This is a genomic window from Paenibacillus sp. 7523-1 (genome assembly GCF_002276415.1).
Classification (GTDB): Bacteria; Bacillota; Bacilli; order Paenibacillales; family Paenibacillaceae; genus Paenibacillus; species Paenibacillus illinoisensis_A.
Genome location: NZ_NPBR01000009.1, coordinates 67,043 through 91,311, shown reverse-complemented (window position 1 = coordinate 91,311; position 24,269 = coordinate 67,043). Strand labels below are relative to the sequence as shown.

Annotated in this window: 27 protein-coding genes; 23 read left to right on the top strand and 4 right to left on the bottom strand. The window is 47.3% G+C overall.

The window, feature by feature from the left end:
- Positions 1-287: 287 nt before the first annotated feature.
- The 4 genes from CHH60_RS11400 to CHH60_RS11385 are packed head-to-tail and all read left to right on the top strand — an operon-like array spanning position 288 to position 3,649.
- Complete coding sequence (locus CHH60_RS11400; protein WP_255247901.1) at positions 288-1,223, top strand: metal ABC transporter solute-binding protein, Zn/Mn family; 936 nt, start codon at positions 288-290, stop codon at positions 1,221-1,223.
- A 56-nt stretch (positions 1,224-1,279) separates the two neighbouring features.
- Complete coding sequence (locus CHH60_RS11395) at positions 1,280-2,038, top strand: metal ABC transporter ATP-binding protein (protein WP_095359392.1); 759 nt, start codon at positions 1,280-1,282, stop codon at positions 2,036-2,038.
- Positions 2,039-2,084: 46 nt separating this feature from the next.
- A complete protein-coding gene (locus CHH60_RS11390) occupies positions 2,085-2,888 on the top strand; it encodes a metal ABC transporter permease (protein WP_095290395.1) in 804 nt (267 codons plus the stop codon).
- 47 nt (positions 2,889-2,935) lie between these two features.
- Positions 2,936-3,649 (top strand): cytochrome c biogenesis CcdA family protein, encoded by a 714-nt coding sequence (locus tag CHH60_RS11385; RefSeq protein WP_095290396.1) that lies wholly within the window; start codon positions 2,936-2,938, stop codon positions 3,647-3,649.
- A 145-nt stretch (positions 3,650-3,794) separates the two neighbouring features.
- Here the strand turns inward: CHH60_RS11385 and splB are convergent, their stop codons facing one another.
- Positions 3,795-4,865 carry a spore photoproduct lyase gene (splB, locus tag CHH60_RS11380; RefSeq protein WP_095359293.1) on the bottom strand — a complete coding sequence of 357 codons (1,071 nt, stop codon included), beginning with the start codon at positions 4,863-4,865 and terminating at the stop codon, positions 3,795-3,797.
- A gap of 218 nt (positions 4,866-5,083) precedes the next feature.
- Between splB and mntR the strand changes: the two genes are divergently transcribed.
- The 3 genes from mntR to CHH60_RS11365 all read left to right on the top strand — a co-directional run bounded on the left by mntR (position 5,084) and on the right by CHH60_RS11365 (position 8,406).
- Positions 5,084-5,512, top strand: a complete 429-nt coding sequence (gene mntR, locus CHH60_RS11375) for a transcriptional regulator MntR (protein WP_095290400.1) — start codon at positions 5,084-5,086, stop codon at positions 5,510-5,512.
- A 212-nt stretch (positions 5,513-5,724) separates the two neighbouring features.
- Positions 5,725-7,323, top strand: coding sequence for a family 10 glycosylhydrolase (locus tag CHH60_RS11370; RefSeq protein WP_095359292.1), 1,599 nt, complete (start codon positions 5,725-5,727; stop codon positions 7,321-7,323).
- 84 nt (positions 7,324-7,407) lie between these two features.
- Complete coding sequence (locus CHH60_RS11365; protein ID WP_095359291.1) at positions 7,408-8,406, top strand: patatin-like phospholipase family protein; 999 nt, start codon at positions 7,408-7,410, stop codon at positions 8,404-8,406.
- 58 nt (positions 8,407-8,464) lie between these two features.
- Here the strand turns inward: CHH60_RS11365 and CHH60_RS11360 are convergent, their stop codons facing one another.
- The gene (locus CHH60_RS11360) at positions 8,465-8,809 is read right to left on the bottom strand and encodes a hypothetical protein (RefSeq protein ID WP_095359290.1); all 345 of its coding nucleotides are present in this window, start codon (positions 8,807-8,809) and stop codon (positions 8,465-8,467) included.
- Positions 8,810-8,814: 5 nt separating this feature from the next.
- Complete coding sequence (locus CHH60_RS11355) at positions 8,815-9,807, bottom strand: DUF1385 domain-containing protein (protein ID WP_095290407.1); 993 nt, start codon at positions 9,805-9,807, stop codon at positions 8,815-8,817.
- 212 nt (positions 9,808-10,019) lie between these two features.
- Between CHH60_RS11355 and CHH60_RS11350 the strand changes: the two genes are divergently transcribed.
- The 5 genes from CHH60_RS11350 to CHH60_RS11330 all read left to right on the top strand — a co-directional run bounded on the left by CHH60_RS11350 (position 10,020) and on the right by CHH60_RS11330 (position 14,544).
- Positions 10,020-10,595 carry a YqhR family membrane protein gene (locus CHH60_RS11350; RefSeq protein ID WP_095359289.1) on the top strand — a complete coding sequence of 192 codons (576 nt, stop codon included), beginning with the start codon at positions 10,020-10,022 and terminating at the stop codon, positions 10,593-10,595.
- A gap of 77 nt (positions 10,596-10,672) precedes the next feature.
- Positions 10,673-11,116 (top strand): type II 3-dehydroquinate dehydratase, encoded by a 444-nt coding sequence (gene aroQ, locus CHH60_RS11345; RefSeq protein WP_095290410.1) that lies wholly within the window; start codon positions 10,673-10,675, stop codon positions 11,114-11,116.
- Positions 11,117-11,155: 39 nt separating this feature from the next.
- Positions 11,156-12,229: a M24 family metallopeptidase gene (locus CHH60_RS11340; RefSeq protein ID WP_095359288.1), complete on the top strand. Its 1,074-nt coding sequence runs from the start codon at positions 11,156-11,158 to the stop codon at positions 12,227-12,229.
- A 313-nt stretch (positions 12,230-12,542) separates the two neighbouring features.
- Complete coding sequence (gene efp / locus CHH60_RS11335) at positions 12,543-13,100, top strand: elongation factor P (protein WP_024631007.1); 558 nt, start codon at positions 12,543-12,545, stop codon at positions 13,098-13,100.
- Between the two features lie 190 nt (positions 13,101-13,290).
- On the top strand, positions 13,291-14,544 hold the full coding sequence (locus CHH60_RS11330) for an aspartate kinase (protein ID WP_095359287.1): 1,254 nt from the start codon (positions 13,291-13,293) through the stop codon (positions 14,542-14,544).
- Between the two features lie 74 nt (positions 14,545-14,618).
- Here the strand turns inward: CHH60_RS11330 and CHH60_RS11325 are convergent, their stop codons facing one another.
- On the bottom strand, positions 14,619-15,368 hold the full coding sequence (locus tag CHH60_RS11325; RefSeq protein WP_095359286.1) for a 2-phosphosulfolactate phosphatase: 750 nt from the start codon (positions 15,366-15,368) through the stop codon (positions 14,619-14,621).
- A gap of 265 nt (positions 15,369-15,633) precedes the next feature.
- Between CHH60_RS11325 and spoIIIAA the strand changes: the two genes are divergently transcribed.
- From spoIIIAA to CHH60_RS11270, 11 genes are all read left to right on the top strand, one after another.
- Entirely contained in the window at positions 15,634-16,638 is a 1,005-nt protein-coding gene (gene spoIIIAA / locus CHH60_RS11320) for a stage III sporulation protein AA (protein ID WP_095359285.1), read from the top strand.
- Positions 16,631-17,149, top strand: coding sequence for a stage III sporulation protein SpoIIIAB (spoIIIAB, locus tag CHH60_RS11315; protein WP_095359284.1), 519 nt, complete (start codon positions 16,631-16,633; stop codon positions 17,147-17,149). The genes spoIIIAA and spoIIIAB overlap by 8 nt, the downstream gene beginning before the upstream one ends.
- Positions 17,150-17,178: 29 nt before the next feature.
- Complete coding sequence (spoIIIAC, locus tag CHH60_RS11310; RefSeq protein ID WP_017687585.1) at positions 17,179-17,382, top strand: stage III sporulation protein AC; 204 nt, start codon at positions 17,179-17,181, stop codon at positions 17,380-17,382.
- 32 nt (positions 17,383-17,414) lie between these two features.
- Entirely contained in the window at positions 17,415-17,804 is a 390-nt protein-coding gene (gene spoIIIAD, locus CHH60_RS11305; RefSeq protein ID WP_095359283.1) for a stage III sporulation protein AD, read from the top strand.
- Positions 17,805-17,825: 21 nt separating this feature from the next.
- Positions 17,826-19,022, top strand: a complete 1,197-nt coding sequence (gene spoIIIAE, locus CHH60_RS11300; RefSeq protein WP_176476033.1) for a stage III sporulation protein AE — start codon at positions 17,826-17,828, stop codon at positions 19,020-19,022.
- A gap of 30 nt (positions 19,023-19,052) precedes the next feature.
- The gene (gene spoIIIAF / locus CHH60_RS11295; RefSeq protein WP_095359282.1) at positions 19,053-19,919 is read left to right on the top strand and encodes a stage III sporulation protein AF; all 867 of its coding nucleotides are present in this window, start codon (positions 19,053-19,055) and stop codon (positions 19,917-19,919) included.
- Between the two features lie 17 nt (positions 19,920-19,936).
- Entirely contained in the window at positions 19,937-20,575 is a 639-nt protein-coding gene (gene spoIIIAG / locus CHH60_RS11290; RefSeq protein WP_095290425.1) for a stage III sporulation protein AG, read from the top strand.
- A gap of 68 nt (positions 20,576-20,643) precedes the next feature.
- Positions 20,644-21,474, top strand: a complete 831-nt coding sequence (locus CHH60_RS11285) for a SpoIIIAH-like family protein (protein WP_095359281.1) — start codon at positions 20,644-20,646, stop codon at positions 21,472-21,474.
- A gap of 137 nt (positions 21,475-21,611) precedes the next feature.
- Positions 21,612-22,079: an acetyl-CoA carboxylase biotin carboxyl carrier protein gene (gene accB / locus CHH60_RS11280; RefSeq protein ID WP_095359390.1), complete on the top strand. Its 468-nt coding sequence runs from the start codon at positions 21,612-21,614 to the stop codon at positions 22,077-22,079.
- A 56-nt stretch (positions 22,080-22,135) separates the two neighbouring features.
- On the top strand, positions 22,136-23,479 hold the full coding sequence (gene accC / locus CHH60_RS11275) for an acetyl-CoA carboxylase biotin carboxylase subunit (RefSeq protein ID WP_095359280.1): 1,344 nt from the start codon (positions 22,136-22,138) through the stop codon (positions 23,477-23,479).
- Between the two features lie 228 nt (positions 23,480-23,707).
- Positions 23,708-24,118 carry an Asp23/Gls24 family envelope stress response protein gene (locus tag CHH60_RS11270; protein ID WP_024630996.1) on the top strand — a complete coding sequence of 137 codons (411 nt, stop codon included), beginning with the start codon at positions 23,708-23,710 and terminating at the stop codon, positions 24,116-24,118.
- Positions 24,119-24,269: the final 151 nt, after the last annotated feature.

Here is a 24,269-nt window from a genome sequence, read left to right as displayed (position 1 = left end):
CTTTCCTCTTGATTGCCCTGGCTAATAACGTAGCAAAACAAGCATATACTGTTATGAACTCTGCGCTCGAGGGGAGAATAAATAGGACCCGACCGCTTGACAACCACGTTCAGGTTACCTATAATTCTTTCAGTAATGTTTACGATTAAGAGATGCGGAGTGAAGTAATAGTGAAATGGTATAATGAAACAACTCAAACCAGGGGTACCCGGATACAGCATACAAGCAAACGTGGCCAAACCAGAACGAAATGGTTATGGAGCAGCTTGCTTATTCTCAGTTTGCTCATGTTGTCGGCGTGCGGACAAAGTAATTCGGAAAGTGCGAAGATCGAGGAAGGCAAAGTGAATGTGATCACGAGTTTTTATCCTGTGTATGCATTTACAACGGCCATCGGCGGTGAAGACGCAAACGTTATTAATTTGCTGCCAACCGGCGTTGAACCCCATGACTGGACGCCAAAGAGCCAGGACATTGTAAACACCTCCAAAGCACAATTGTTCCTATACAACGGTGCAGGCCTTGAAGGGTGGGTACCTAACTTTCTCAAGTCCCTTAACAGCGATACCCAAGTGAAGTCTGTGGCTGTAAGTGATGGAGTGAGCTTGCTGACGGCTGAAGGTGATGATGGGCATAACCATGGAGAAGAGCATGAAGACGAACACGCGGAAGAAGCAGGCACAGAGGACGTTGCAGACCATCACGTGGATCCTCACACATGGGTAAGTCCCAAGTCGGCTATCGTGATGGCCGAAAATATCAAAAATAGTCTGGTCGAAGTAGATCCTGATCATCAGGATGGTTACGAACAGCGCTATGAGGAACTTCGGACCAAACTCGAAGCGCTCGATCAGCGCTTTACGGATGAATTATCCAAAGTCTCCAATAAAGAAATTGTAGTGTCCCATCAAGCATTCGGATATCTTGCACGTGATTATGGTTTGACCCAGCATGCCATCATGGGGCTATCCCCGGATGCCGAACCAACAGGTCAGGATATTGTGAATCTGTCCAAGCTTGTGAAGGAAGAGGGCATCAAGTATATTTTCTTCGAAGAGCTGGTCTCCGACAAATTGGCCAAAACACTCGCTGGCGAAGCCGGTGTGGAAACGATGGTGCTGAATCCGGTTGAAGGGCTTACCAAGGAACAGGCAGCCAACGGGGATGATTATTTCACCCTGATGGAGAAAAATTTGCAAAATCTGCTGATCGCATTAAAATAAGATAGACTGAAGGATTCGTTTTGCAATCCTTATATATAATGAAGGGCGGCTTTGCCATGCAGCAAATCATGCCACTATGTCATGATCCAATCATTGAGATTGAGAAGTTATCTTTCTCTTACGGTGACCAGCGAGTGATCGAAAATCTTGATTTTATGGTCAAGGAACGGGATTTTGTCGGTATTATCGGTTCAAATGGAGCGGGAAAAACGACACTGCTGCGCATGTTGGTGGGACTGTTGCCTCCAGCGCAGGGGGATATCAAATTGTTCGGACAGTCGATTCGCAGATTCAAGGATTGGGAACGGATCGGCTATGTCCCGCAAAAAAATGCATTTAACCCATTGTTCCCTGCAACCGTGCGGGAAGTGGTCATGTCTGGCTTGTACAACAATAAGAATATGTTCCGCCGGATGACGCGCAAATCGCAGCAGCAGTGCACGGATGCACTGGAGGTTATGCGTATCGAGGATCTGGCAAACAAACGGATTGGACAATTGTCCGGAGGACAGCAGCAGCGTGTGTTTTTGGCGCGTGCGCTTATCAATCATCCGGATTTGTTGATTTTGGACGAACCTACAGTGGGGATTGACGCCGAGTCTCAAGCAAGTTTCTTTGAGCTCATTACCCATATGCATGAACACCACCGGATGACGTTCCTGATGGTTTCACATGATATGGACCGGATGGAGAACTATCTTGGTTCAGAAGCGGCAACAACCAACGGGAAAATCAACTTTCATGTTCGTCATTCGCATGAGGTGGAGGATTGTGCCGAGACCAATTTGCAGCATACTACTGCCCTGGTACGATAATGATATTGTACAACTAGATTAGACAAGGCTGAAGGAGTCGTGTGTTTTGGAGATTTTAATGAGTGATTTTTTTCAGCGTGCACTGGCAGGAGGATTGCTGATCGGTATTACAGCTCCACTGATTGGACTGTTTCTGGTGCTGCGGCGTTTGTCCATGATAGGGGATACCCTATCTCACGTAACAATAGCCGGGGTTGCCCTCGGTTTTTTGATTGAGGTTTATCCGATTGCAGTGGGACTTGTCTTTGCTGTGCTCGCATCCTTTGCCATAGAGAAGCTGCGCAAGGCATATAAGACTTATGCCGAGTTATCCATTGCTATTATCATGTCAGGTGGCGTCGCGCTTGCTTCGTTGTTCTTTACACTAGGTAAAGGGTACAATACGGATGTAATGAGTTACTTGTTCGGCAGCATTTATACACTGGACTCTACCGACTTGAAGTTGGTTGGAGTGGTAACGCTGATTGTAGTCATCGTTGTTGCGCTGCTACATAAGGAGTTTTTCCTGCTCAGTTTTGAGGAAGACGCTGCGGCAGTTACAGGTCTGCCTGTAAAATTGCTTAACATGCTGATTACGGTGATGACAGCTCTAGTGATTAGTACAGCGATTAAGATCGTGGGGGCACTGCTGGTGTCAGCACTATTGACCATACCTGTAGCCGTAAGTTTGCTTATGGCCCGCAGTTTCAAGTCAGCCATTATTCTCTCGGTTGTTATCGGGGAGATTGCAGTAGTCATTGGTTTGGTGGTAGCAGGAATTTGGAATTTGGCTCCAGGAGCAACGATTGTATTATTGCTTATCATGATGCTGATTCTTACGATGATTGGAAAAAAAGGGTTCCGAGCCTGAAGAAATACGCGTGCAAGTGAGCCCCAGGGAAGGGAGACCACCGCTTCATGCCTGATGTTAATGTGTGGCTGGCTTTTGTCGCAGGATTGGCTTCATTTATATCACCATGTTGTCTTCCACTGTACCCTTCGTATTTATCCTACATTACGGGAATGACAGTACAAAGGTTAAAAGACGATCGCAATCAGCGTGAAGTTCGGTTTAAAACGTTAACACACACGCTGGCGTTTATTTTGGGATTCTCGGCAGTTTTTTACTCGCTTGGACTTGGAGCTGGATTGTTTGGACAATTTTTCAATGATAACCGTGATTTGATCCGTCAGTTATCTGCCATTTTAATTATGCTCATGGGTTTATTCCTGCTAGGGGTATTCAAACCGCAATTTCTGATGAAAGAACGTAAGATGGACCTGAAGTGGAAGCCAGCAGGGTACCTGGGTTCTTTTATTTTCGGGATTGGTTTCTCCGCAGGCTGGTCGCCGTGTATCGGTCCCATCCTGACAGCAATCATCGCGATGGCTGCGAGTGAACCGACGACCTGGCTAGCCTTGATCACCGGCTATACGGCTGGATTCGCATTACCTTTCTTTATCCTTGCTTTCTTCATCGGTTCAACACGTTGGATCTTACGATATTCCAATGTGATGATGAAAGCCGGGGGAGCACTCATGCTGTTTTTGGGTGTACTGCTATTCACGGATCAAATGACCAAAATCACCATATGGCTGCAGCAAATTACACCCGATTGGATGATTATTTGAGCAGCGTATCAGTAAAAGTCATTTATCTATTTAACGTATGAAAATAAGCAAAGCAGGCTACATGAAGGCCAGAGTACATTCTGTCCCATGTAACCTGCTTTTTTGATCGCCACTACCGTGGATATGATGTCAGTACTTATGTGCCTTATGTGAAGTAATCGATGTTCGCTAACGGGAAGTGTTCAAAAATTTGCTCTGTGATGAACTCACGCAATGCGTCCTGTTGGTCATCCTTGTACACATATTTATACTGCCCCCAACGGCCCCATTTCATTTTTCTTTTCTCGATGTCCATTTCGAGTTTGGTTTTGGGGTAACGTTTCTCAATGGTGGCTTTTGCCGTTTTGGTAAATCGATGCTGAATCATTTCAAACGTTAGATCCTTCGTGGCATCTTCCGGGAGCGTGTCGGCAAGCTTCTGTAAAAGCTCCGCGTATCCTTCCTGCCATCCGTCATACCACATGATGGGGGCGATGATAAACCCTAACGGGTACCCCGCATGCGCTATTTTGCCTGCGGCTTCAATACGTTCTTCAAACCTTGAGGTAGCAGGCTCAAAGTTCTTGATGACATAATCCGAATTGACACTGAACCGGATGCGGGTATGACCGTTATGTTTGATATTCAATAATGGGTCCACGTGATGATATTTCGTTACAAAGCGCAAACGTCCGTATTCCTCATCCGCCATAAAACGGATCAGATCACCCAAATTTTCGGTAATATGCTCGAGTCCTACCGGATCGGAAGTACAGGCTGCTTCAAACCGGGTGATTTCAGGTGCCCGTTCATCGATATAGCCTTTGGCCGCCTGAATGATCTCTTCGGTGTTTACATACACCCTGACATAGGGCTTGGCTCCAAGCGTGGTTTGAAGATAACAATAATGACAATGGCCCATGCATCCCGTTGAGATGGGGATCGCATATTCAGCGGAAGGTTTTGACTGATCAAATTTGAGTGTTTTGCGCACACCTACGACCAGGGTTCGCTTCGCCATCCGGTATTTTTCCTGCTCTGTTTCACCAGGCAGATTGGTGATCCGGTTATGGGAAGTCGTCATCTGGTATGGAATTTCTTTGGATGTCACCCATTCCATGATTCGCTTGCCCTTCTCATATTCCAGCGCACCGGGTTCAAAATAGACCAAATCGGGAATAAAGGGTTTAGTACCTTTTGCTTTGCGAACCGGGGGCTGCGCTACACTTGTACTCACGGAATCACTCCTTTCAATAGGAACTCGCTTAGTTTGCCTCACATGGGTAGGAGTCAACCTTGCCAATACTTGCGTACCGGATCAGAAGTGCCCATGTGTTACAAACGACATAGCGATTGATTCGTACAAGACTTGCCAATGCGTATTGATAACATGTATCATTATAAGATAGGGATCAGGCAAGAATATTGCCGGTCAGAGAGAAGAGAGGGAAGCAGATGCCAACGCCCAGTATGGAAGATTATTTGGAGCGTATATACAAATTGATTGATGAAAAGGGCTATGCTCGTGTGTCAGATATAGCTGAAGGATTGGAAGTGCATCCTTCATCGGTGACCAAGATGATCCAAAAGCTGGACAAAGACGAGTACCTGATTTACGAAAAGTACCGTGGGTTGGTACTTACTCCAAAAGGGAAAAAGATGGGGAAACGTTTAATGGAACGCCATCATCTGCTTGAACAATTTTTAACGACGATCGGTGTCCAGGAAGAGAATATCTACAAGGATGTGGAAGGAATCGAACATCATCTAAGTTGGGATTCCATTACCTGTATCGAGTCTCTGGTAGAATATTTCCGTCAGGACGAGAGCCGATTGCGTGATCTGCAAAATATTCAGGAACTCATGAGCAATACCGAATCCTGAGGCAGCACAGGGCCATTCACAGAGGTCCTTAAGAGCTTAAACTTTCAAAAAACAGAGGGTGTATCTTTGTCATTGTAAATGGCAGAGAGAGACCCTCTGTTTTTTTTGTTGTCCATAATTTGGTGAATTATCGCAACTAACCAATCCTTTGGAGCGTCTATTAAACTAGCAGAATTTGCCGAGAATTTTAATGATGATGGAGGATTGTACTGATGAAGTTTCGTAATGGTTTGATCCTGCTGCTCATTTTCGTGCTGGGTTTACAAACAGCTGGGTTGAGTGCGCAGGCTGCTTCACAAAAAGAGATTGATATTTATCTGGATGGTCAACGTTTGGAATCCGACGTATCACCCTACATTTTGCCCAAAGTAAATGTGACGATGGTTCCGCTGCGTGTAATTAGTGAAGGATTGGGAGCGTCCGTCCTTTGGTCACAAGCTTCGAGAACCGTAACGATCAAGAAATCCGAATCAGTCATCACCATGACTAGTGGACGCCAGCAAGCGACGGTAGATGGTATCGCAGTCGATTTGGATGCATCGGTTGAATTGAAGAAGGGCCGTGTTATGGTTCCGATTCGATTCGTTAGTGAAAACCTTGGAATTACAGTGAATTGGAATCAGGCAGAACAGACGATTCGATTGACGACATCAGACGCTCCTACGCCAGACCCGGCTATCCCGGCAAATCCCGGAGGAACAGGCAGTACGCCAAGCACGGATGATATGCGTGGTGCATGGATCTCAACAGTGAACGGTGATTGGCCTTCCTCCAGTGCCAAAGGCAACGTGGAAAAGCAGAAGCTGGAGTACACTCAACAGCTGGATACACTCAAAAGCATGGGAATCAATGCCGTATTTGTTCAGGTTCGAGCCAATGCAGACGCCATCTATCCTTCAGGTCTTGTACCATGGAATAGTGTGCTAACAGGGACTCAGGGCAAGGATCCAGGATACGACCCGCTTGCCTTCATGATTGAGGAGGCTCACAAACGCGGTCTGGAGTTCCATGCCTGGTTTAACCCGTTCCGGGCAACCAACTCGGCGAGCACAACCGGACTTGCTGCCAATCATGTGTCCAAATTGCATCCGGATTGGATCGTGAATGCATCTGGTAAACTTTATATTAATCCAGGAATTCCGGAAGCCAGACAGCATATCATCGATACCATTATGGAAGTGGTAAACCAATATGATATTGATGGTGTTCACCTCGACGATTACTTTTATCCTTCTAACGTAACGTTTAACGATGACGCTGCCTTTAAGGCCTACAACACATTGAATACCAAAGACCGTGCCGAATGGAGACGGGATAACATCAATCAGTTTGTTAAACAGCTGGGTGAGAGCATCCACCAAGTAAAAGCTGGCGTAGAGTATGGAATCAGCCCTTTTGGTGTATGGCGCAATAAAGCTGTCGACATCACAGGTTCCGATACCAAAGCGGGAGTAACTGCCTATGACAGCATGAATGCGGACGTGCGTACATGGATCAAACAGGAGTGGATTGACTATGTTGCACCGCAAGTATACTGGAGCATGACGTTAAGTGCAGCACGCTATGACAAAGTGGTTGACTGGTGGGCAAACGAAGTCGCTAATACCGACGTTAAGCTGTATATTGGGCACTCGCCTTACAAGCTGGGGACGCCTGAAATAGGCTGGCAGACTTCCCAGGAAATTATTGATCAGCTCGTGTACAATGAGAAATACGATACGATCAAAGGCGACATTTACTTTAGTTCGCAGTATTTGACGAAGAATCCGCTGGGCTTGATTGCGAAATTAAAAGTATATTATGGACTTTAGTTCATTTTAGCGTAATATGACCAACCCTCGTTCTCATAGAGTGGCAGTAGGAATGGACTGCCTGGAGAACGGGGGTTTTTTAATATGTTAATCAATGGGGTGTTTGAAGGCGGAGGCGTAAAGGGGATTTCGCTTGCAGGTGCCGTGCAGAGTGCACAGGACTATGGAGTCCAGTTCAATCGTGTTGCAGGGACGTCCTCCGGATCGATTGTAGCTTCATTGATTGCCGCAGGATATCGCGCAGAAGAGATGAAATCCATCATTGAGAATACGCCATTTGCATCATTGCTGCGGCGTTCACCTATATTCGATATACGCTGGATTGGACCAGCAGCAAGGCTGTTTTTGAAAAAAGGTTTATATTCGGGTGAAGCACTTGAATCATGGATTGGGAACATGCTCAAGCAAAAAGGAATCCGAACATTCGCAGACCTGCCACCAGGTAAGCTTCTGATTACTGCATCGGATATCTCGAACGGGACTATACTGGTACTCCCAGATGATATACGGCGTTTCGGTATTGATCCTAATAAGTTCGAAGTAGCCAAGGCTGTAAGAATGAGCTGCAGTATTCCCTATTTTTTCGATCCGGTGGCTATACGCAGATCGCCTGTGATGTCCAAAGGCATGCGTTTTCCCGATCAGTTCGTGTATGTCGTGGACGGAGGATTGCTTAGTAATTTTCCCTTATGGCTGTTTGACGGGGAACGAACAGCGCTCGATGGAGACATCATTCCCACGATTGGTTTCAAGTTGGTTGGCAAGACGGAGGGGGAGCCTAGCAGAATCAAAGGTCCTTTAAGCATGCTTCAGGCATTAGTTGAGACGATGCTCACAGCGCATGACGAGCGTTATATTGAGCAGATTAACCGTTTCCGAACGATTAAAATACCAACCCTTGGCGTTAAGCCAACACAGTTTAATCTGTCCGTGCAGGAGAGTACTGCATTATATTTATCGGGTGTTGCAGCAGGTACGGAGTATTTCAGTCGATGGAACACAAAGTTCTATGGTGAGCAGTTGGATAAACAAAAAAGAGAAGAGCGGAAAAAAACTCAAACGCCGACTTTAACGCCAGTATAACCAAATAAAAGCACTGCTTCATGTTACGAAGCAGTGCTTTTTACTTTGCAGATAAGAACTAGTGAAACTTGGGAATATCGTCATCGCTTTTTCCCTTATTTCCTTGAATGACATGAAAGGGATAATCTTTCCGTTTTTTGGAGGAACCGCTGCTTTTTCTTACTCCGGACCCGGATTGAGCCTTCATTTTAGCCATGGTACGTGCTGAAGGTTTGATCTTAGGCTTGGTTTTGCGAGCCCAACGCTTGGGTGGGAACTTATAGAGCAAGAATATACCACCGAGTACTACAAGAGGTATAATAAATCCGAGTATTCCTCTGTCTCCAAGTGTGCTTATTATTCCAAATGCAGCAAGAGCAATGGCCGCCCAAAAAACGATAGTCATGACCGCCTGCTTGTTCATATCAATCACCCTTTCACAGGATCGAGTGTTGCAACAGGTACTTCGGACGTAGCTGATACATTGGCAAGCTTGGCATCCAGTTCACGCATGCGGTTAAATGAAGCGATGGACACTTCCACCTGTTCGTTGGTTGGCTCTTTGGTAGTGAGCAATTGCAGCCAAAGTCCAGGGTATCCGAGATAACGCAGTACGGGAATGTCACGCACCGAGTTGGTGAGCTTCAATAGTTCGAATGAAATCCCGAGGACAACAGGCAATAACAGCAAGCGCTGTCCCATCCGTTCCCAAAGGTTGTCGTAGGTGAAAAGGGAATACAGGAAAACACCGATAATCACCGTAAGCATGATAAAGCTGCTTCCACAGCGGTAGTGCAGTCGGCTGTATTTCTGAACATTCTCAGGTGTAAGTTCCTCACCGGCTTCATGAGCACTAATGACCTTATGCTCCGCCCCGTGGTATTGAAATAGTCGTTTAATCATTGGCGTCTGTGAGATCAGCCATAGGTAGGCAAGTAGCAGAATCAGCTTAATGCCGCCTTCCAGTAAATTATGCAAAAACTGATTGTCGAATGCATTTTTAAACAAAAAATTCTCAATGACGACAGGAAGCAGCGTGAGCACAATTTTACCAAAAAGGAAAGATAGAATGGCTACCGCGGTAACACCAATAATCATGCTAAGGCTCCAGCCGGAACCTTCTTTTTCTTTTTGTTTCGCCTTCTCTTCAGGTTCGAGTTCATCATCAGCATAAGCGTCAGCAGAATAATTAAGATGTTTGCTTCCTTTGACACTTGAATCTATAATGCTGACAATCCCGCGCAGTAACGGAATCCGCCGCAATTTCATGACCCAGGTCTTGTCTTGCTTGGGAACTTCCAGATACGTAATTTCGCCGTCTTTTCTTCGAACAGCTGTAACGTTGACATGTTTACCGCCAAACATTACGCCTTCAATGACAGCTTGCCCCCCGTAGCTGACAGGCTTGGATTGTTGAGGCAAATTATTCACCTTCCTATTCTGTTCTATACCCTCTGGTTCAAAGGTAGTTTGATATCCCTATTGTATCGAATTTTGAGACCGATTTCTAGTTTCAGGGACAAACCTTGAGATGTTGTTGTTAAGTTTGTCCTGTTCTGAACATACTACCCGGTAGAGAATGATTGAAATCTGGTTTTAGCGCGCACAGAAGACCGAGGCAAAGGAGAATATAGATGGCAGAATATACGGATAGACACGCATCTCATGTGGATTCGAAGCATGGGGATGTGAAAAGTCATGCGAACAAGGGCACACGCTCGAAACAGCGCCAGGGGCAGCATTATTATACCAAGCCGTTCCCCTTTGCTGTGGAGCTTGGTTTCTTTGCAGGTTTTATATGGGGAGGCATACATTGGCTAAACTACCTGCTTCACTTCAGTATCGTCCCGTTAGGCTTTTTGGCAGAACCCTTTTTCAAACATGAGTACATCTATACCGCTGCAGGGCATCTGACAGGCTGGTTGTTTTTTATTTTGTTTTCCATTGTGGCTGCACTGATATACACATATACACTGAGAAAATGGAAGGGCCCCTTGCCCGGTATTGCTTACGGGATCGTTTGGTGGCTTATCATCTTTGTACTGGTTGGGCCCAAACTGGACATGGTGAAGCCGATAAACCGTCTAACTTGGGATTCCATTATCACTGAATTTTGCTTCTTTTTGCTATGGGGGCTGTTTATCGGCTATACCGTAGCCATGGAGTACACGGATGAACGGAAACGCGAGCCCGAGAAAGCGGGAGCATAGCCGCAAAAAAGCTTCTCAATCCGGCAATGGCTGTGTTAAAATAGCAGATGGTTATTTGCAGAAAGGATGGAGCAGCTATGAAACGGATTGTTGTGATCAATGGCCCGAACCTGAACATGCTCGGTATACGTGAACCTGGCATCTATGGAACGCTTAGTCTGAAGGATATTGAGGACAAGATTCGCAGACAGGCTGAGGAGCTTGGCGTCTCCATCGCTTTTTATCAATCCAACCACGAAGGAGACATCATTGATCGTATTCATGCAGCGATGGACGATGCAGACGGAATCATGCTTAATGCCGGAGCGTTCACCCATTACAGCTATGCTATACGTGATGCGATTAATGCAGTAAAAGTGCCTACCGTGGAAGTACATCTATCCAACATTCATGCACGCGAAGCTTTCAGACATCATTCAGTGATTGCTGCAGAAACAATCGGGCAGATTGCCGGATTTGGCGAAGTAAGCTATGAACTGGGGCTGCTGGCTCTCGTGCGTCATCTGGACAAACAAACCTGAGCCGGGGACCCGGGAATGTGAGAGAAAGAAGGGTTACCGATGGAAAACAAACGAGTAAATAAGTTGCGTGAGGCCATGCGTGAGCGCGAACTCACCGCAATGCTGATTACGAACCCGATCAACCGTCGTTACATGACGGGCTTTACAGGGTCAGCAGGATATGTGCTGATTACGGAACAGGAAGCCTATCTGCTGACTGATTTTCGTTATATGACACAGGCACCACAGCAAGCAAAAGGATTTACCGTTGTGGAGCATGGACCAAAACCGATGGAATCGGTGCGGGAACTGCTGGCATCAGCAAACATCAAAGAGGTTGGCTTCGAGCAGGATACGGTCACATTTGGCACGCACTCCGCTTATGCTGAAGCACTTCAATCTATTGAATTGAAAGCTGTATCCGGCATCGTGGAACAACTTCGCATCTTCAAGGATGAGAATGAAATCGCTGTAATGCAAAAAGCTGCTGATCTCGCCGATGCTACGTTTAGCCACGTTTTGCAGTTTGCCAAACCGGGCATGACTGAGCGTGAAGTGGATTTGGAAATGGAGTTTTTCATGCGCAAGCATGGAGCGACATCCTCTTCCTTCGACACCATTGTAGCCTCGGGTGAACGTTCCGCAATGCCACATGGCGTAGCGAGCAGCAAGGTCATCGGACAAAATGAGCTAATTACATTTGACTTCGGTGCATTGCTTGACGGATACTGTTCAGATCTGACACGCACGATTGCAACGGGTACACCTGTACCAGAGCTGCGTAAAATTTATGATATTGTACTGGAAGCCCAGTTACATACGCTTGAAAACCTGAAACCGGGCATGACCGGACGGGAAGCAGATGCGCTGGCACGTGATATCATTGCAGGATACGGATATGGAGATCAATTCGGACACAGCACAGGCCACGGCCTGGGTATGGAAGTCCACGAAGCTCCGCGCTTGTCCAAACTAAGTGACGATGTGTTGAAACCGGGCATGGTGGTAACCGTTGAACCGGGAATCTACATTGATGGACTTGGCGGCGTACGTATTGAGGATGACGTGGTTATCACGGAAACAGGCATTCATATCTTAACGAAGTCGGACAAGAAGTTCACCGTTATCGGCTAACATTCTAGCCACTAGCGATATAAGACGTTTTTTATTTTGTAGGTACAGATTATTGCTGATTGTTCTGGATTATTGCAAAAGTAGTGAAGGGGCGGAATCGATTCTGAAGAAGCGAAGCGTTCGCGTTTGTCTCCTCATTTTCAACCTTAGTAAAGTCTAATTAAGAAAATGAGGAGACAACAGCGATCAGAGGAACGATCCGAACTCGTAACGGCCACGTAGCACATGGTTAGCAATTCAGCAATGAACCCACCTATAAATAACTCATCGCCATATATCGCCTACTTTTCAACCATATCAGGAGGGATTTTTCGTGATTTCAGTAAACGATTTTAAAACAGGTTTGACGGTACAAGTAGACAATGACATCTACACAGTGTTGGATTTTCAACATGTAAAACCAGGTAAAGGTGCTGCCTTCGTACGTTCCAAATTGAAAAACCTGCGTAACGGTAACACAGTTGAAAAAACATTCCGTGCGGGTGAAACGATTGGCCGTGCCATCATTGAAAACCGTGGTGTATCTTACCTGTATGCAAGTGGTACAGAGCACACGTTCATGGATAACGAAACATACGATCAGTTCACACTGACAAGTGACCAACTGGAATGGGAATTGAACTTCCTGAAAGAAAACATGAACGTAAAAATCGTTAGCTACCAAGGTGAGATCCTCGGTATTGACCTGCCGACAAGCGTAGAGTTGAAAGTTATCGAGACTGAGCCAAGCGTAAAAGGTAACACTGCTCAAGGTGCTACCAAAAACGCTAAAGTGGAAACTGGCCTGAACGTACAAGTGCCATTGTTCATCAACGAAGGCGATGTACTGCTGATTGATACTCGTGAAGGTAAATACTCTTCCCGCGCGTAACTTTCATGGGGTGTAAGCAAAATACACAATGATTTCGACCCTTTGCCAATGATTTGGCAGAGGGTTTTTTCGAAAAAAGATTAGCCTATCAGTCACTTTCGTAATATACTGGGTTAAAGTCATTTTTCGGAGAGAATAATGGCGATGGACATAATTATGCATACTGCACAAGGTAGGGAGTGGATTTGCGTTGTCATTGTACGTCATGAAGTTTGGGGGCAGCTCGGTCGGAGATACGGAACGCATGAAGCGTGTAGCCGGACGTGTTGTAGAGAAAGCTGATGAAGGACATCAGTGTGTGGTTGTGGTTTCGGCTATGGGAGACACGACAGATGATCTGATTGATCAGGCGAAGCTGCTGAACAGTGAATTGCCTGCGCGGGAAATGGATATGCTGCTGACCACAGGAGAGCAGATCTCGATTTCACTATTATCCATGGCTATTCAGGCACTGGGACGTAAGGCAATTTCGTTTACCGGATGGCAAGCAGGCTTCCGTACTGAACCGGTACATGGAAAAGCAAGAATTAATAATATCCATCCGGAACGTGTGAATGAAGCGCTTGCTGACGGCAATATTGTAATCGTTGCAGGATTCCAGGGCATGACCGAAGATGGAGAAATTACAACACTTGGTCGCGGTGGATCGGATACAACGGCAGTAGCGCTGGCAGCAGCCATCAAGGCGGATGCGTGTGAGATCTATACCGATGTAGACGGAATCTATTCGACAGATCCCCGGATTGTCAAAGTCGCACGCAAGCTTAAGGAAATTTCGTATGACGAAATGTTGGAACTTGCAAATCTGGGGGCTGCAGTGCTGCACCCGCGTGCGGTTGAATACGCGAAGCACTCCGGTGTGCCTTTGATTGTAAGATCCAGCTTTAACCATAATGAAGGAACGGTTGTGAAGGAGGAAGCAGCAATGGAACAAGGCGTCGTGGTAAGCGGAATTGCCTATGACAAAAATGTGGCTCGTATCAGTATTTTGGGAGTTCCGGACGTACCGGGAGTTCTTGCCGAGGTGTTTGGTGCACTTGCATCTGAACAGATTGATGTCGATATTATCGTACAAAGCGGTGTGATGGACGGTAAAGCAGACTTCTCATTCTCGGTGGCACTGTCTGATCGCGAGAACGCGCTGCGTGTCCTAGAGGGCCTTCACAGCCGTTTGCCATACCGTGAAGTCACATCGGAAGATAATTTGGTTAAAGTATCTATCGTGGGTGCTGGCATGGTCAGCCATCCAGGAGTTGCAGCTAAAATGTTCCAAGTGATTTCTTCTCAAGGTGTGAACATCAAAATGGTCAGCACATCCGAAATTAAGGTATCTTGCGTCATCGATGGTGACAAACTTCATGATGTGATCAAAGCACTGCACACAGCGTATGATCTCGACACGGCAGAGCAGGCAGTCGTTGGCGGTCCACAAGTTCGCAGATAATTTGATTCCTATGTATAAATAAACAAAAGGTGTTCTGTATCGCTATCCAGGCGACAGAACACCTTTTTTATGCTTTACAGCAATTTGGAAATCCTTTCTCCCTCCAAGCCCCGAAACAATTCCATACGATGATCTTCTCTCATCTCTGGTACACAGTCGAGCACGTTTAATTGGGAGCAGTAGGTGACATCATGCATTCTGCCCAGTTTGTCAAGCCGCCTCGCACCAGTAGATACACGGACAAGATCCGGTAAATTGTCCTCGCACTGGGCAACAGCCTGATACAGTACCCTGCCAAGATCGTTCACTCTGATTGGGTAATGGGACTGACGGTACAGCTCCTCAATAATGCATCCAGCACACAATCCATCTTCCAGTGCGAATTCATCCTGATCTCCTGCACATAACAACAGAACGTCTCTACGAAGCAGGCAGAGAGCAGCTGCAACAGCCTGCACGTTCAGAAATGAACCCGCCAGCACATGTCTTGCCCTGGAAGCTTTGATCAACGCACGTGTCCCGTCAGTAGTGGTCAAGATCACGGTTTTACCCGCGATCTCCTGCGTCATATATTCATAGGGGGAATTACCCACCTCGAATCCAGCGATTTTTTTGTTGAAACGCTCCCCTCCGCGAATCGAATCTTTAACGGTCATCTGTTTGGCTTGAGGAACGGTTTCCACCGGGATGACACCCGCAGCATCATAGGCCAAGGCTGTAATGATTGTACTTGTTGTACGCAGCACGTCGATGACAACGGCACTTCGCCCTGCGATATCGATTCTTCGAACTTCATTCACATTGCCTACCACGTCGACTTGCACTCCCCACAACTCCTCTCTTCATTTGGGGATAGATAGTACTGTCTTCCCTCCGGAATGGATTTCACCTGTCTGCAAGCACTATATGCATGATGATATAGACGGGTGCCTAGAAGAAGCCTGGATCTATGATATTTGACTCTCAGGCTTGTTCTGAAAGAAATGCTAGATTTCAGCGTCATAAATTGAATGTACAGGCATAGACTTGAGATAGGAACAAGCACCCGATACGCGGTAAATACGATTTTAGGGTTGGAGGGGCCTATTCATGAAGGTGAACTGGAAGGATCTCTTTCCGGAACCGATTCGAACCATTCTGGGAAGGATGCCGCCCGCTATATTGGAACAAGTGGAGGAAGTACGTATCCGCGAAGGAAGGCCGCTCGAGATCAATGCTGGGAACGCCTATCACTTCCTTACCGCACAAGGCAGCACGACAGCGAAGCCTGAAGAAGCTTATATTCCTCAAAAAGAGGTAACACACCGGCTTCTGGATCTGATCAGTAATCATTCGCTCTATACGCTGGAAGAAGAACTGCGCAAAGGATTCATCACCATTCCGGGAGGCCACCGAATTGGATTGGCCGGCAGAACGGTGCTCAGCGGCGGCCGAGTGGAATACTTGCGTGATATTAATGGTTTCAACGTCAGGGTAGCTCGTGAAGTACATGGGGTAGCTGATCGAATCCTGCCCTACCTGTTGGATCTGAAGAGCGGACAGGTATTCCACACGTTGATACTCTCACCGCCTCAGCAAGGGAAAACGACGTTGCTGCGAGATTTGGCCAGACAAATCAGTAGTGGAACCAAGCTAACAGGTGTCAGTGAGCTGATTCAGGGGCTACGGCCACGTCTTAAGGTTGGCATTGTGGATGAACGGTCCGAGATCGCCGGAAGTTATAAAGGTGTACCCGGGTTTGACATCGGTCCCCGAACCGATGTTATGGATGGTTGTCCCAAGGCGGAAGGCATGATGATGATGCTTCGTTCCATGTCGCCAGACGTGCTAATTGTGGACGAGATCGGCCGGCAAGAAGATGCAGAAGCTGTGATGGAGGCACTGCATTCCGGTGTTTCGGTTATTGCAACTGCCCACGGCCGGGATCTGTCCGAGCTGTCTTCCAGGCCTGCATTGCGCACCTTAATCGGAGCACAGATGTTTCAGCGTTATGTTCAGCTGCAGCGGACGAGCCGAGGCATGAGCTTCAAGGTGGCCGATGGCAAAATGCGAGGTCTTCAGCAGACCGAGGCAGGAGGTGAGGCCTTTGGTTAACATGCTGGGTGCCGTAATGATTCTGCTTGCCAGCACACTCGCGGGTTTCTACCGTGCCAAACAGTATGCGCTCAGACCTAGACAGCTGCGAGAATTGATTGCTGCCCTGCAGCGGTTGATGACGGAGATCAACTACGGACTGACCCCACTTCCCGATGCGATGGGGAAAATGGGAGTTCAAACCAGAGAGCCTGTCAAAACCCTGTTTCTTCATGCAGCCAAGCAAATGGAGCCTCCGCTGGGTCACACGGCACGAGAGAGTTTACAGTCCGGAATCGAACAAGCATGGGGAAAATCAGCGATGAAAGCAGATGAGAGGGAAGTCATGCTGCAATTAAGCTACAGCCTTGGCACCAGCGACCGTCAGGATCAGACCAAACACATTTCGCTAGCCATTCAACAACTTATGCATGAGGAATCCCGTGCTCAAGCCGATCAAATGAAATACGAACGGATGAGCCGCAGTCTCGGGATGCTTGTCGGAGCGTTAATCGTCATTCTGATCTTTTGAAATTGCCGCGATAGTGAGGTGCCAAGGTCATGAATCTAGAAGTGAACGCAATTTTCCAAATTGCGGGCATTGGAATCATCATTGCGATGATTCATACGGTGCTGAAACAAATGGGAAAGGAAGATATGGCGCACTGGGTGACCGTGATCGGATTTGTCGTTGTATTGTTTATGGTTGTTCGCATGCTGGACAGCCTGCTGCAAGAGATCAAATCGATCTTTCTGTTTCAATGAAAACGGTCATGAAGCCGGGATGGTGGTGACCTGTGGAAATTATCCAAGTCGTGGGTCTAGCCCTGATTGCAACAGTTCTTATTCTCATCGTTAAGGAACAGAAGCCGATGTTTGCCTTTCTGATTGCGGCTGCGACAGGCATTGTGATTTTCATGCTGCTCATCGGCAAAATTGGCGCTGTCATTGAGGTGCTCAAGCGGCTGGCCGAAAATTCAGGCATGGAAAATATCTATCTGAAAACGGTGTTGAAAATTATTGGTATAGCATACATTGCCGAATTCGGTGCTCAGATTGTAAGAGATGCTGGGCAGGAGAGCATCGCTTCCAAGATTGAGCTTGCCGGTAAGGTATTGATCCTCGTACTCGCTATTCCGATCATCAGCATTATTATTGAAACCGTCATGAAGCTGATGCCGGTCTAGAAGGAGGCGTGCATACAGCAAATGAACATGATGCAAGACAAGCAGCGATGGCGCCTTACAATCGTGCTGGTGCTGTGTTTTCTGTTTGCCATAATGGGACAGGTCGCAGCAGGCTCAAGCTCACCCTCGGATGAATGGATGCAGCAGCAGGCCGATCAGCTTCCCAAGGATCAAGTGGAGAAATATTGGGATCAGCTCATGCAGCAATATGGTGGCTTTTTTCCGGATGGGAAGACTCCTTCTTTCATGGATATGCTTATCCCGGGCAATGAGGGATTCAGTCTGAAATCAGTGTTTGTGGCCATTGGCACTTTCATGCTGCATGAGATTTTATATAACGGCAAACTGCTCGTCACCATTGTGATGCTGAGTGTGCTGAGCATGATTTTGGAAACACTGCAGACCGCATTCGAGAAAAACAACATAAGTAAAATCGCTTACTCCATCTGTTACATGGTCATCATCGTCATTGCGATTAACAGCTTTAGCGTAGCCATTGGATATGCCAAGGAAGCCATTGAAGGTATGGTCAACTTCATGATGGCTATGGTGCCCTTACTGTTCACGCTACTAGCTTCCATGGGAAACATCATTACTGTTTCTGTTACGCATCCGCTGATCATTTTCATGATACATCTGGTCAGCACGCTGATCCACATCGTTGTATTTCCGCTATTATTTTTCTCGGCTGTACTGCACCTTGTCAGTTCAATATCAGACAAATATAAGCTGACTCAACTGGCAGATCTGCTTCGCAACATTAGCGTTGCATTACTCGGCATTCTACTGACGATGTTTCTCGGGGTTATCTCAGTACAAGGGGCTTCAAGCTCCGTTGCAGATGGCGTAAGCCTCAAAGCCGCCAAGTATATCGCAGGCAATTTTGTCCCCATTGTGGGAAGAACATTTGCAGATGCAACAGACACGGTTATCACGGCATCCATGCTGGTCAAAAACGCCATTGGCCTAACGGGTGTCATCATCATCCTGTTTTTATGTGCGTTTCCTGCGCTGAAAATATTGACACTTGCCCTTATCTACAACATAACGGGAGCTATCATGCAGCCGTTAGGTGATACGCCGATCGTTGGTTGCCTGCAAGCCATCGGAAAATCGATGATTTATGTCTTCGCAGCTCTGGCGGCCGTGGGATTGATGTTTTTTCTGGCAATTACGATACTGCTTACTGCGGGCAACCTGACAATCATGATGAGATGAGCAGGTGATCCCGGGAAAGGAGCTGGAAGGATGGGGTGGCTGAGCACTTGGCTCCGGGAATTGATCATGATCGTACTGCTGGCAACATTCGTGGATATGCTGTTACCCAACCGCTCCATGGAGCGTTACGTCAAGCTTGTGCTGAGCCTCCTTATCCTCCTAACGCTCCTGTCTCCCATTACCAAGCTACTGCGGAGTGATCCGGTTGGTGAACTGAAGCGGGCCATGACAGCCATGGAATCTCCATCGGAAGGGAATGTCACACTGGAACAGATCTTGGCTCAAGGCAGGCAGCTGCAATCGAATGAGCAGGAACAATCCTTGCAGTGGACGGCACGGGAACTCGCGAGTGTGATGAAAGGGCAGATCGAGGAAACGACGGGAGAACGGGTTCAATCCGTTGAAGTCCAGTTGGTCATGCCCAAACGCCAGGCCGATACAGAAGCTTCTTCCGCAGGGGATCTGCCCGTGATTAAAAGTGTCGTCGTGCAAATGTCCCCTCCTGGGAGTGGGAAGCGAAATGATGCTGAACAGCAAGGTACAGGGGTAAACTCCAGTCCGGTGTTTGGATCTGAACAAGCTGGGGATTCTTCTGAAGCAGCTTCATCTCCGAAGCCAATCGAGATTGGACAGGTAGAGGTGCCTGAAGTACAGATTGAGGTGGGAAAAGAGAATGCTAACCAATACGCAGCCAATGAAGGTTCTCTGGGCCAGGATGAAACGAATGGGACCGTATCTGAACCTGTGAATGGAGCATCTGGAGGCAATGATCAAGAAGAACAGGGGACGTCCCGCTCCGAGCGAGCTGTCCAAATTATTACACTACTCACCGAAAAGTGGGATATTGATGCCACCAACGTACAGGTGAAGGAACAGAAAAGCGCTCAGGCGTTGTAAAAAAAGGAGGGTATCCGATGAAGCAATGGCTTAAAAAGATTGAAGGCCTGCTCGGTGGTGGGGAAGGCGGAGCCAGACGAAGCCAGACGTTCCGCTGGCTCATCATTCTGGGCCTGATCGGAGTAGGCATTATGCTGTTTAACTCCTTCGTCAATGTGAAAAAGATTGATTCCGAGAACATCGGACGAGAACCCCCGGATCCGGTTGCATCGATGGCGTCTTTACCAACTGATCCGGCAGATCAAAATCCGTTTCAGGCCATAGAATTCGCATTTGAAGACAAGATCAAGGGTGTACTTGAAAACATCGTTGGTGTAGGAACGGTGGATGTCATGGTCACTGTCGATTCAACCGAGGAGTTGGTCGTGCAACGAAACGTAAAAGATTCGCAGCAGCTGACTGAGGAGACGGATGCAAACGGAGGCAAAAGGCACATGACCCAATATACCCGCGATGGCGAGATCATTACTTATGAAATTTCAGGGGATCAGACACCGATTGTTACGAAAAAGCTCAAACCACAGATCAGGGGGGTGCTCGTCGTTGCCAAAGGTGCCGAAAACAAGGTCGTGAAGGATTTGATAACCGATGCCGTGGAAAAAGGACTGAATGTCGCTGCATACCGAATATCGGTTGTGCCTCGTAAACAGGACTAGTCAAGTGCAATCCAAGTGGAATGGCCCAGTTATTATACGAATCAAGCTAATTTGAGGAGGAAGTTCTAATGAATAACAAACGCCAAACGGTATGGCTCGTTTCTATGCTGAGTCTGATGGTCATTTTGTCCGCATATTATCTGTTCACAGAGGACTCTGGTCCAGTTAATGCCCCAGTGGCGGAGAGCCAGCAAGTGGATGGTATCAATCAGGGGGAAGTCAAAGAGACCGCCGGCATTCTTGATCCTACAGAAGGTTTGGTTGTCAATGAAGTTGTGAACGAAGGTGAAGTAACCGGTTCTGATCCTGCAGGCCAGCCAGCTTCCGAGGAAACGGAGAATCCTGCGGCTGCAGAAGGACAGCAGGCTGCTGAAACAGAGCAAACTCCAGCAACAGAGTCAGGTGAGAACAAGGCTGAATCGAATGAAGAAGCAGATAAAGGAACGACCGCTACACCTGATGCCAGCAGTCAGACAGAGGGAAGTGCAACCAAAACGGATGAAGAAGTACTGAAAGAGATGGAAGAACAAAATACGGCGGCATCTGCAAGCAGTCAGTTTCAAAATTATCAATGGCAGCGTGAAGAGAGCAACAATCGCAAGTATGAGGAACTTATGACCATTGCCGGCGATCTGAGCAAAACCCCAGAGGAAAACGCGAAAGCGACGGAAGAACTCCGTGCATTGGAGGAAAAAGAAGCCAAAATTAACGGCATTGAAGAAACGCTGTCCCAACAGTTCGCCAATGCGATCGTACAAGAAGATGCGGACAAGTATAAAGTAGTCGTGCTTAGTGAAAAACTGGACGTTAAGCAAGCCGTTTCTATCGTGGACTTGGTCATGAAAGAGCTCGCGGTTACGCAAAACAGAATCAGCGTGCAATACGTGACGGAACAGTAATCTGATCCATGGAGAAGTGCCCGGGAGCTTGTTAAAGTCTCGGGCTCTTTCCATTTTTAACGATTATGATATAATACATAAAGCCATATGACCGTCCTAGTGAGACTGGCATGATGCCGAAGGAGTGAATAATGGAAATGTTTAAATTGAGTGAGATCAAAGAACTGATCAAACTGGTGGATGAAAGTTCCGTTCAGGAGTTGGAAATTGAAAATGAAGGATCACGTCTGTCGATCCGCAAACCGGGTAAAACCGAATACGTTCAGGCAGCAGCGGTTCAACCGCAAGTCATTGCTGCTCCGCAGGCACAACAACCTGCTGCAGTCGTAACAGAAGCTGCTCCGCAAGTGGATACTACAAGCCATTTACATAAAATTGTATCCCCGATGGTGGGTACTTTTTACAGAGCTTCTTCACCGGAAGCGGGTCCTTTTGTAAGCGTTGGTGATAAGGTTGTTGATAAAACAACGGTATGTATCATTGAAGCGATGAAGCTGATGAACGAGCTTGATGCCGACATCAAGGGAGAAATCGTTGAAGTGCTGGTTGAGAACGGACAGCTGGTCGAGTATGGACAGCCCCTGTTCCTGGTTAAACCGGAATAACGGTAAATCGCCGGAGAGCGGCAACCGCTTGAGCTTCGAAGGAGGACAATAACGAAATGAAATTTCAAAAAATACTGATTGCGAACCGTGGAGAGATCGCGGTACGCATTATTCGTGCCTGTCGTGAGCTCGGTATTTCGACAGTTGCGGTTTATTCGGAAGCGGACAAGGATTCTCTGCATGTACGTCTTGCAGACGAAGCCTATTGTATTGGGCCTACGTTGTCCAAAGACAGCTATCTCAATTTCACCAACCTGATGAGTGTGGCGACATTGACGGAATGTGACGCAATACACCCTGGTTATGGATTCCTTGCGGAGAACGCCGATTTTGCGGAAATTTGTGATTCCTGCAACATCACCTTTATCGGTCCTTCCCCTGAAGCGATAACCAAGATGGGTGACAAAGCTGTCGCCAAGCAAACGATGAAAGACGCGGGCGTTCCTGTTATTCCGGGATCCGATGGTCTTGTCGAAAGCATGGAAGAAGCGATCATGCTTGGCCGGGATATCGGCTACCCTGTTATTATCAAAGCTACTGCAGGTGGCGGAGGTAAGGGTATTCGTATCGCAGAAGATGAAGAAGCCCTGATCAAACAGATTACAGCTGCTCAGCAGGAAGCGCAAAAGGCTTTTGGCAACGGCGGGGTGTACCTGGAGAAATTCCTGACAGGTATGAAACACGTCGAGATTCAGATCATTGCCGACAAGCATGGAAACGCAGTACACCTTGGCGAGCGTGATTGTTCTGTTCAACGCCGTCGTCAGAAGCTGGTGGAAGAAGCACCTTGTCCAGTGCTGAATGAGGAAGTACGTACACGGATGGGCGAGGCTGCGGTTCGTGCAGCACTGGCTGTGGATTACTCCGGTGCAGGAACACTTGAGTTTTTGCTCAGCCCTAACGGAGAATTCTATTTCATGGAAATGAATACGCGTATTCAAGTGGAACATCCCGTTACCGAAATGGTGACAGGTGTGGATCTGATTCGTGAAATGATCTCGGTTGCTGAAGGCAACCCGCTCTCATTCCGTCAGGAAGACGTTGTCATCAACGGATGGTCAATTGAATGCCGTATCAATGCTGAAGATCCGGATCGCAATTTTATGCCTTCACCAGGTAAAATCGGTTTTTATCTTGCACCAGGTGGTCCAGGTGTCCGCGTGGATAGCGCAGCTTATCCGGGCTACACGATTTCTCCGTTTTATGACTCCATGATCGCTAAATTGATTGTGTGGGGTGCGAATAGGGAAGAGGCGATTGCCAAGATGAAACGTGCGCTTGCTGAGTTTGCCATTGAAGGCATCTCAACGACGATTCCTTTCCATCAGAAATTGCTGGAACATCCAACGTTCATTCGGGGCGATTTTGATATTAAATTCCTCGAGGAAAACGAGATTTAACAAGCATATTGGGCTTGTTTGTCATAATCTAGCCCAAATGATATAGTATGTAATAATAAGAGCGCATGTCTCCTGCAAGGGATAAGCCCACACTTATCGTGGTGAAGTTTGCTTGCAGGGGTTCCGGAATAGCCCGGACCGGCAGGGTGTTCATAGCCATCAAGCCTGTAGGACAGCGCCCTGACGGATGGCCGCAAACTTATTACGCGAAAGGTGTGTTGAACAGTTATGAGTACACTACCGACAGAATTTGAACGAACGGATATCGGTGAAATCCAGATCGCACCTGAAGTCATTGAAGTAATTGCTGGGCTGGCTACGGTAGAAGTTAAAGGAGTAGCGGGCATGAGCGGTGGTTTCGCTGGCGGATTTGCTGAATTGCTTGGTCGCAAAAACCTCTCCAAGGGCGTTAAAGTGGAAGTGGGCCAACGCGAGGCTGCAGTGGATGTGTCGGTTATCATCGAGTATGGTTATCGTCTTCCCCAAGTAGCTACTGAAATCCAACAAAATGTTAAACGCTCCATTGAGAATATGACTGGATTGAATGTGAACGAAGTTAATGTGCACATTCATGACGTTCAGTTCAAAAGCACTGAAAAAGTGGAAGAGATTGACCTGAACAGTCAGCGTGTAAAATAAAAGAAGACAGATTCCCCCGGCATGACTGCCGGGGGTTATCCCGTCTTGGACATGTCTTCATCTTCCATTAGGACATATGGATAGAACGTGTTGACATGATATGCATATGTTCAGGTTACAGCAACGTTAGTGAGCAAGGGAGGCTGTGCAG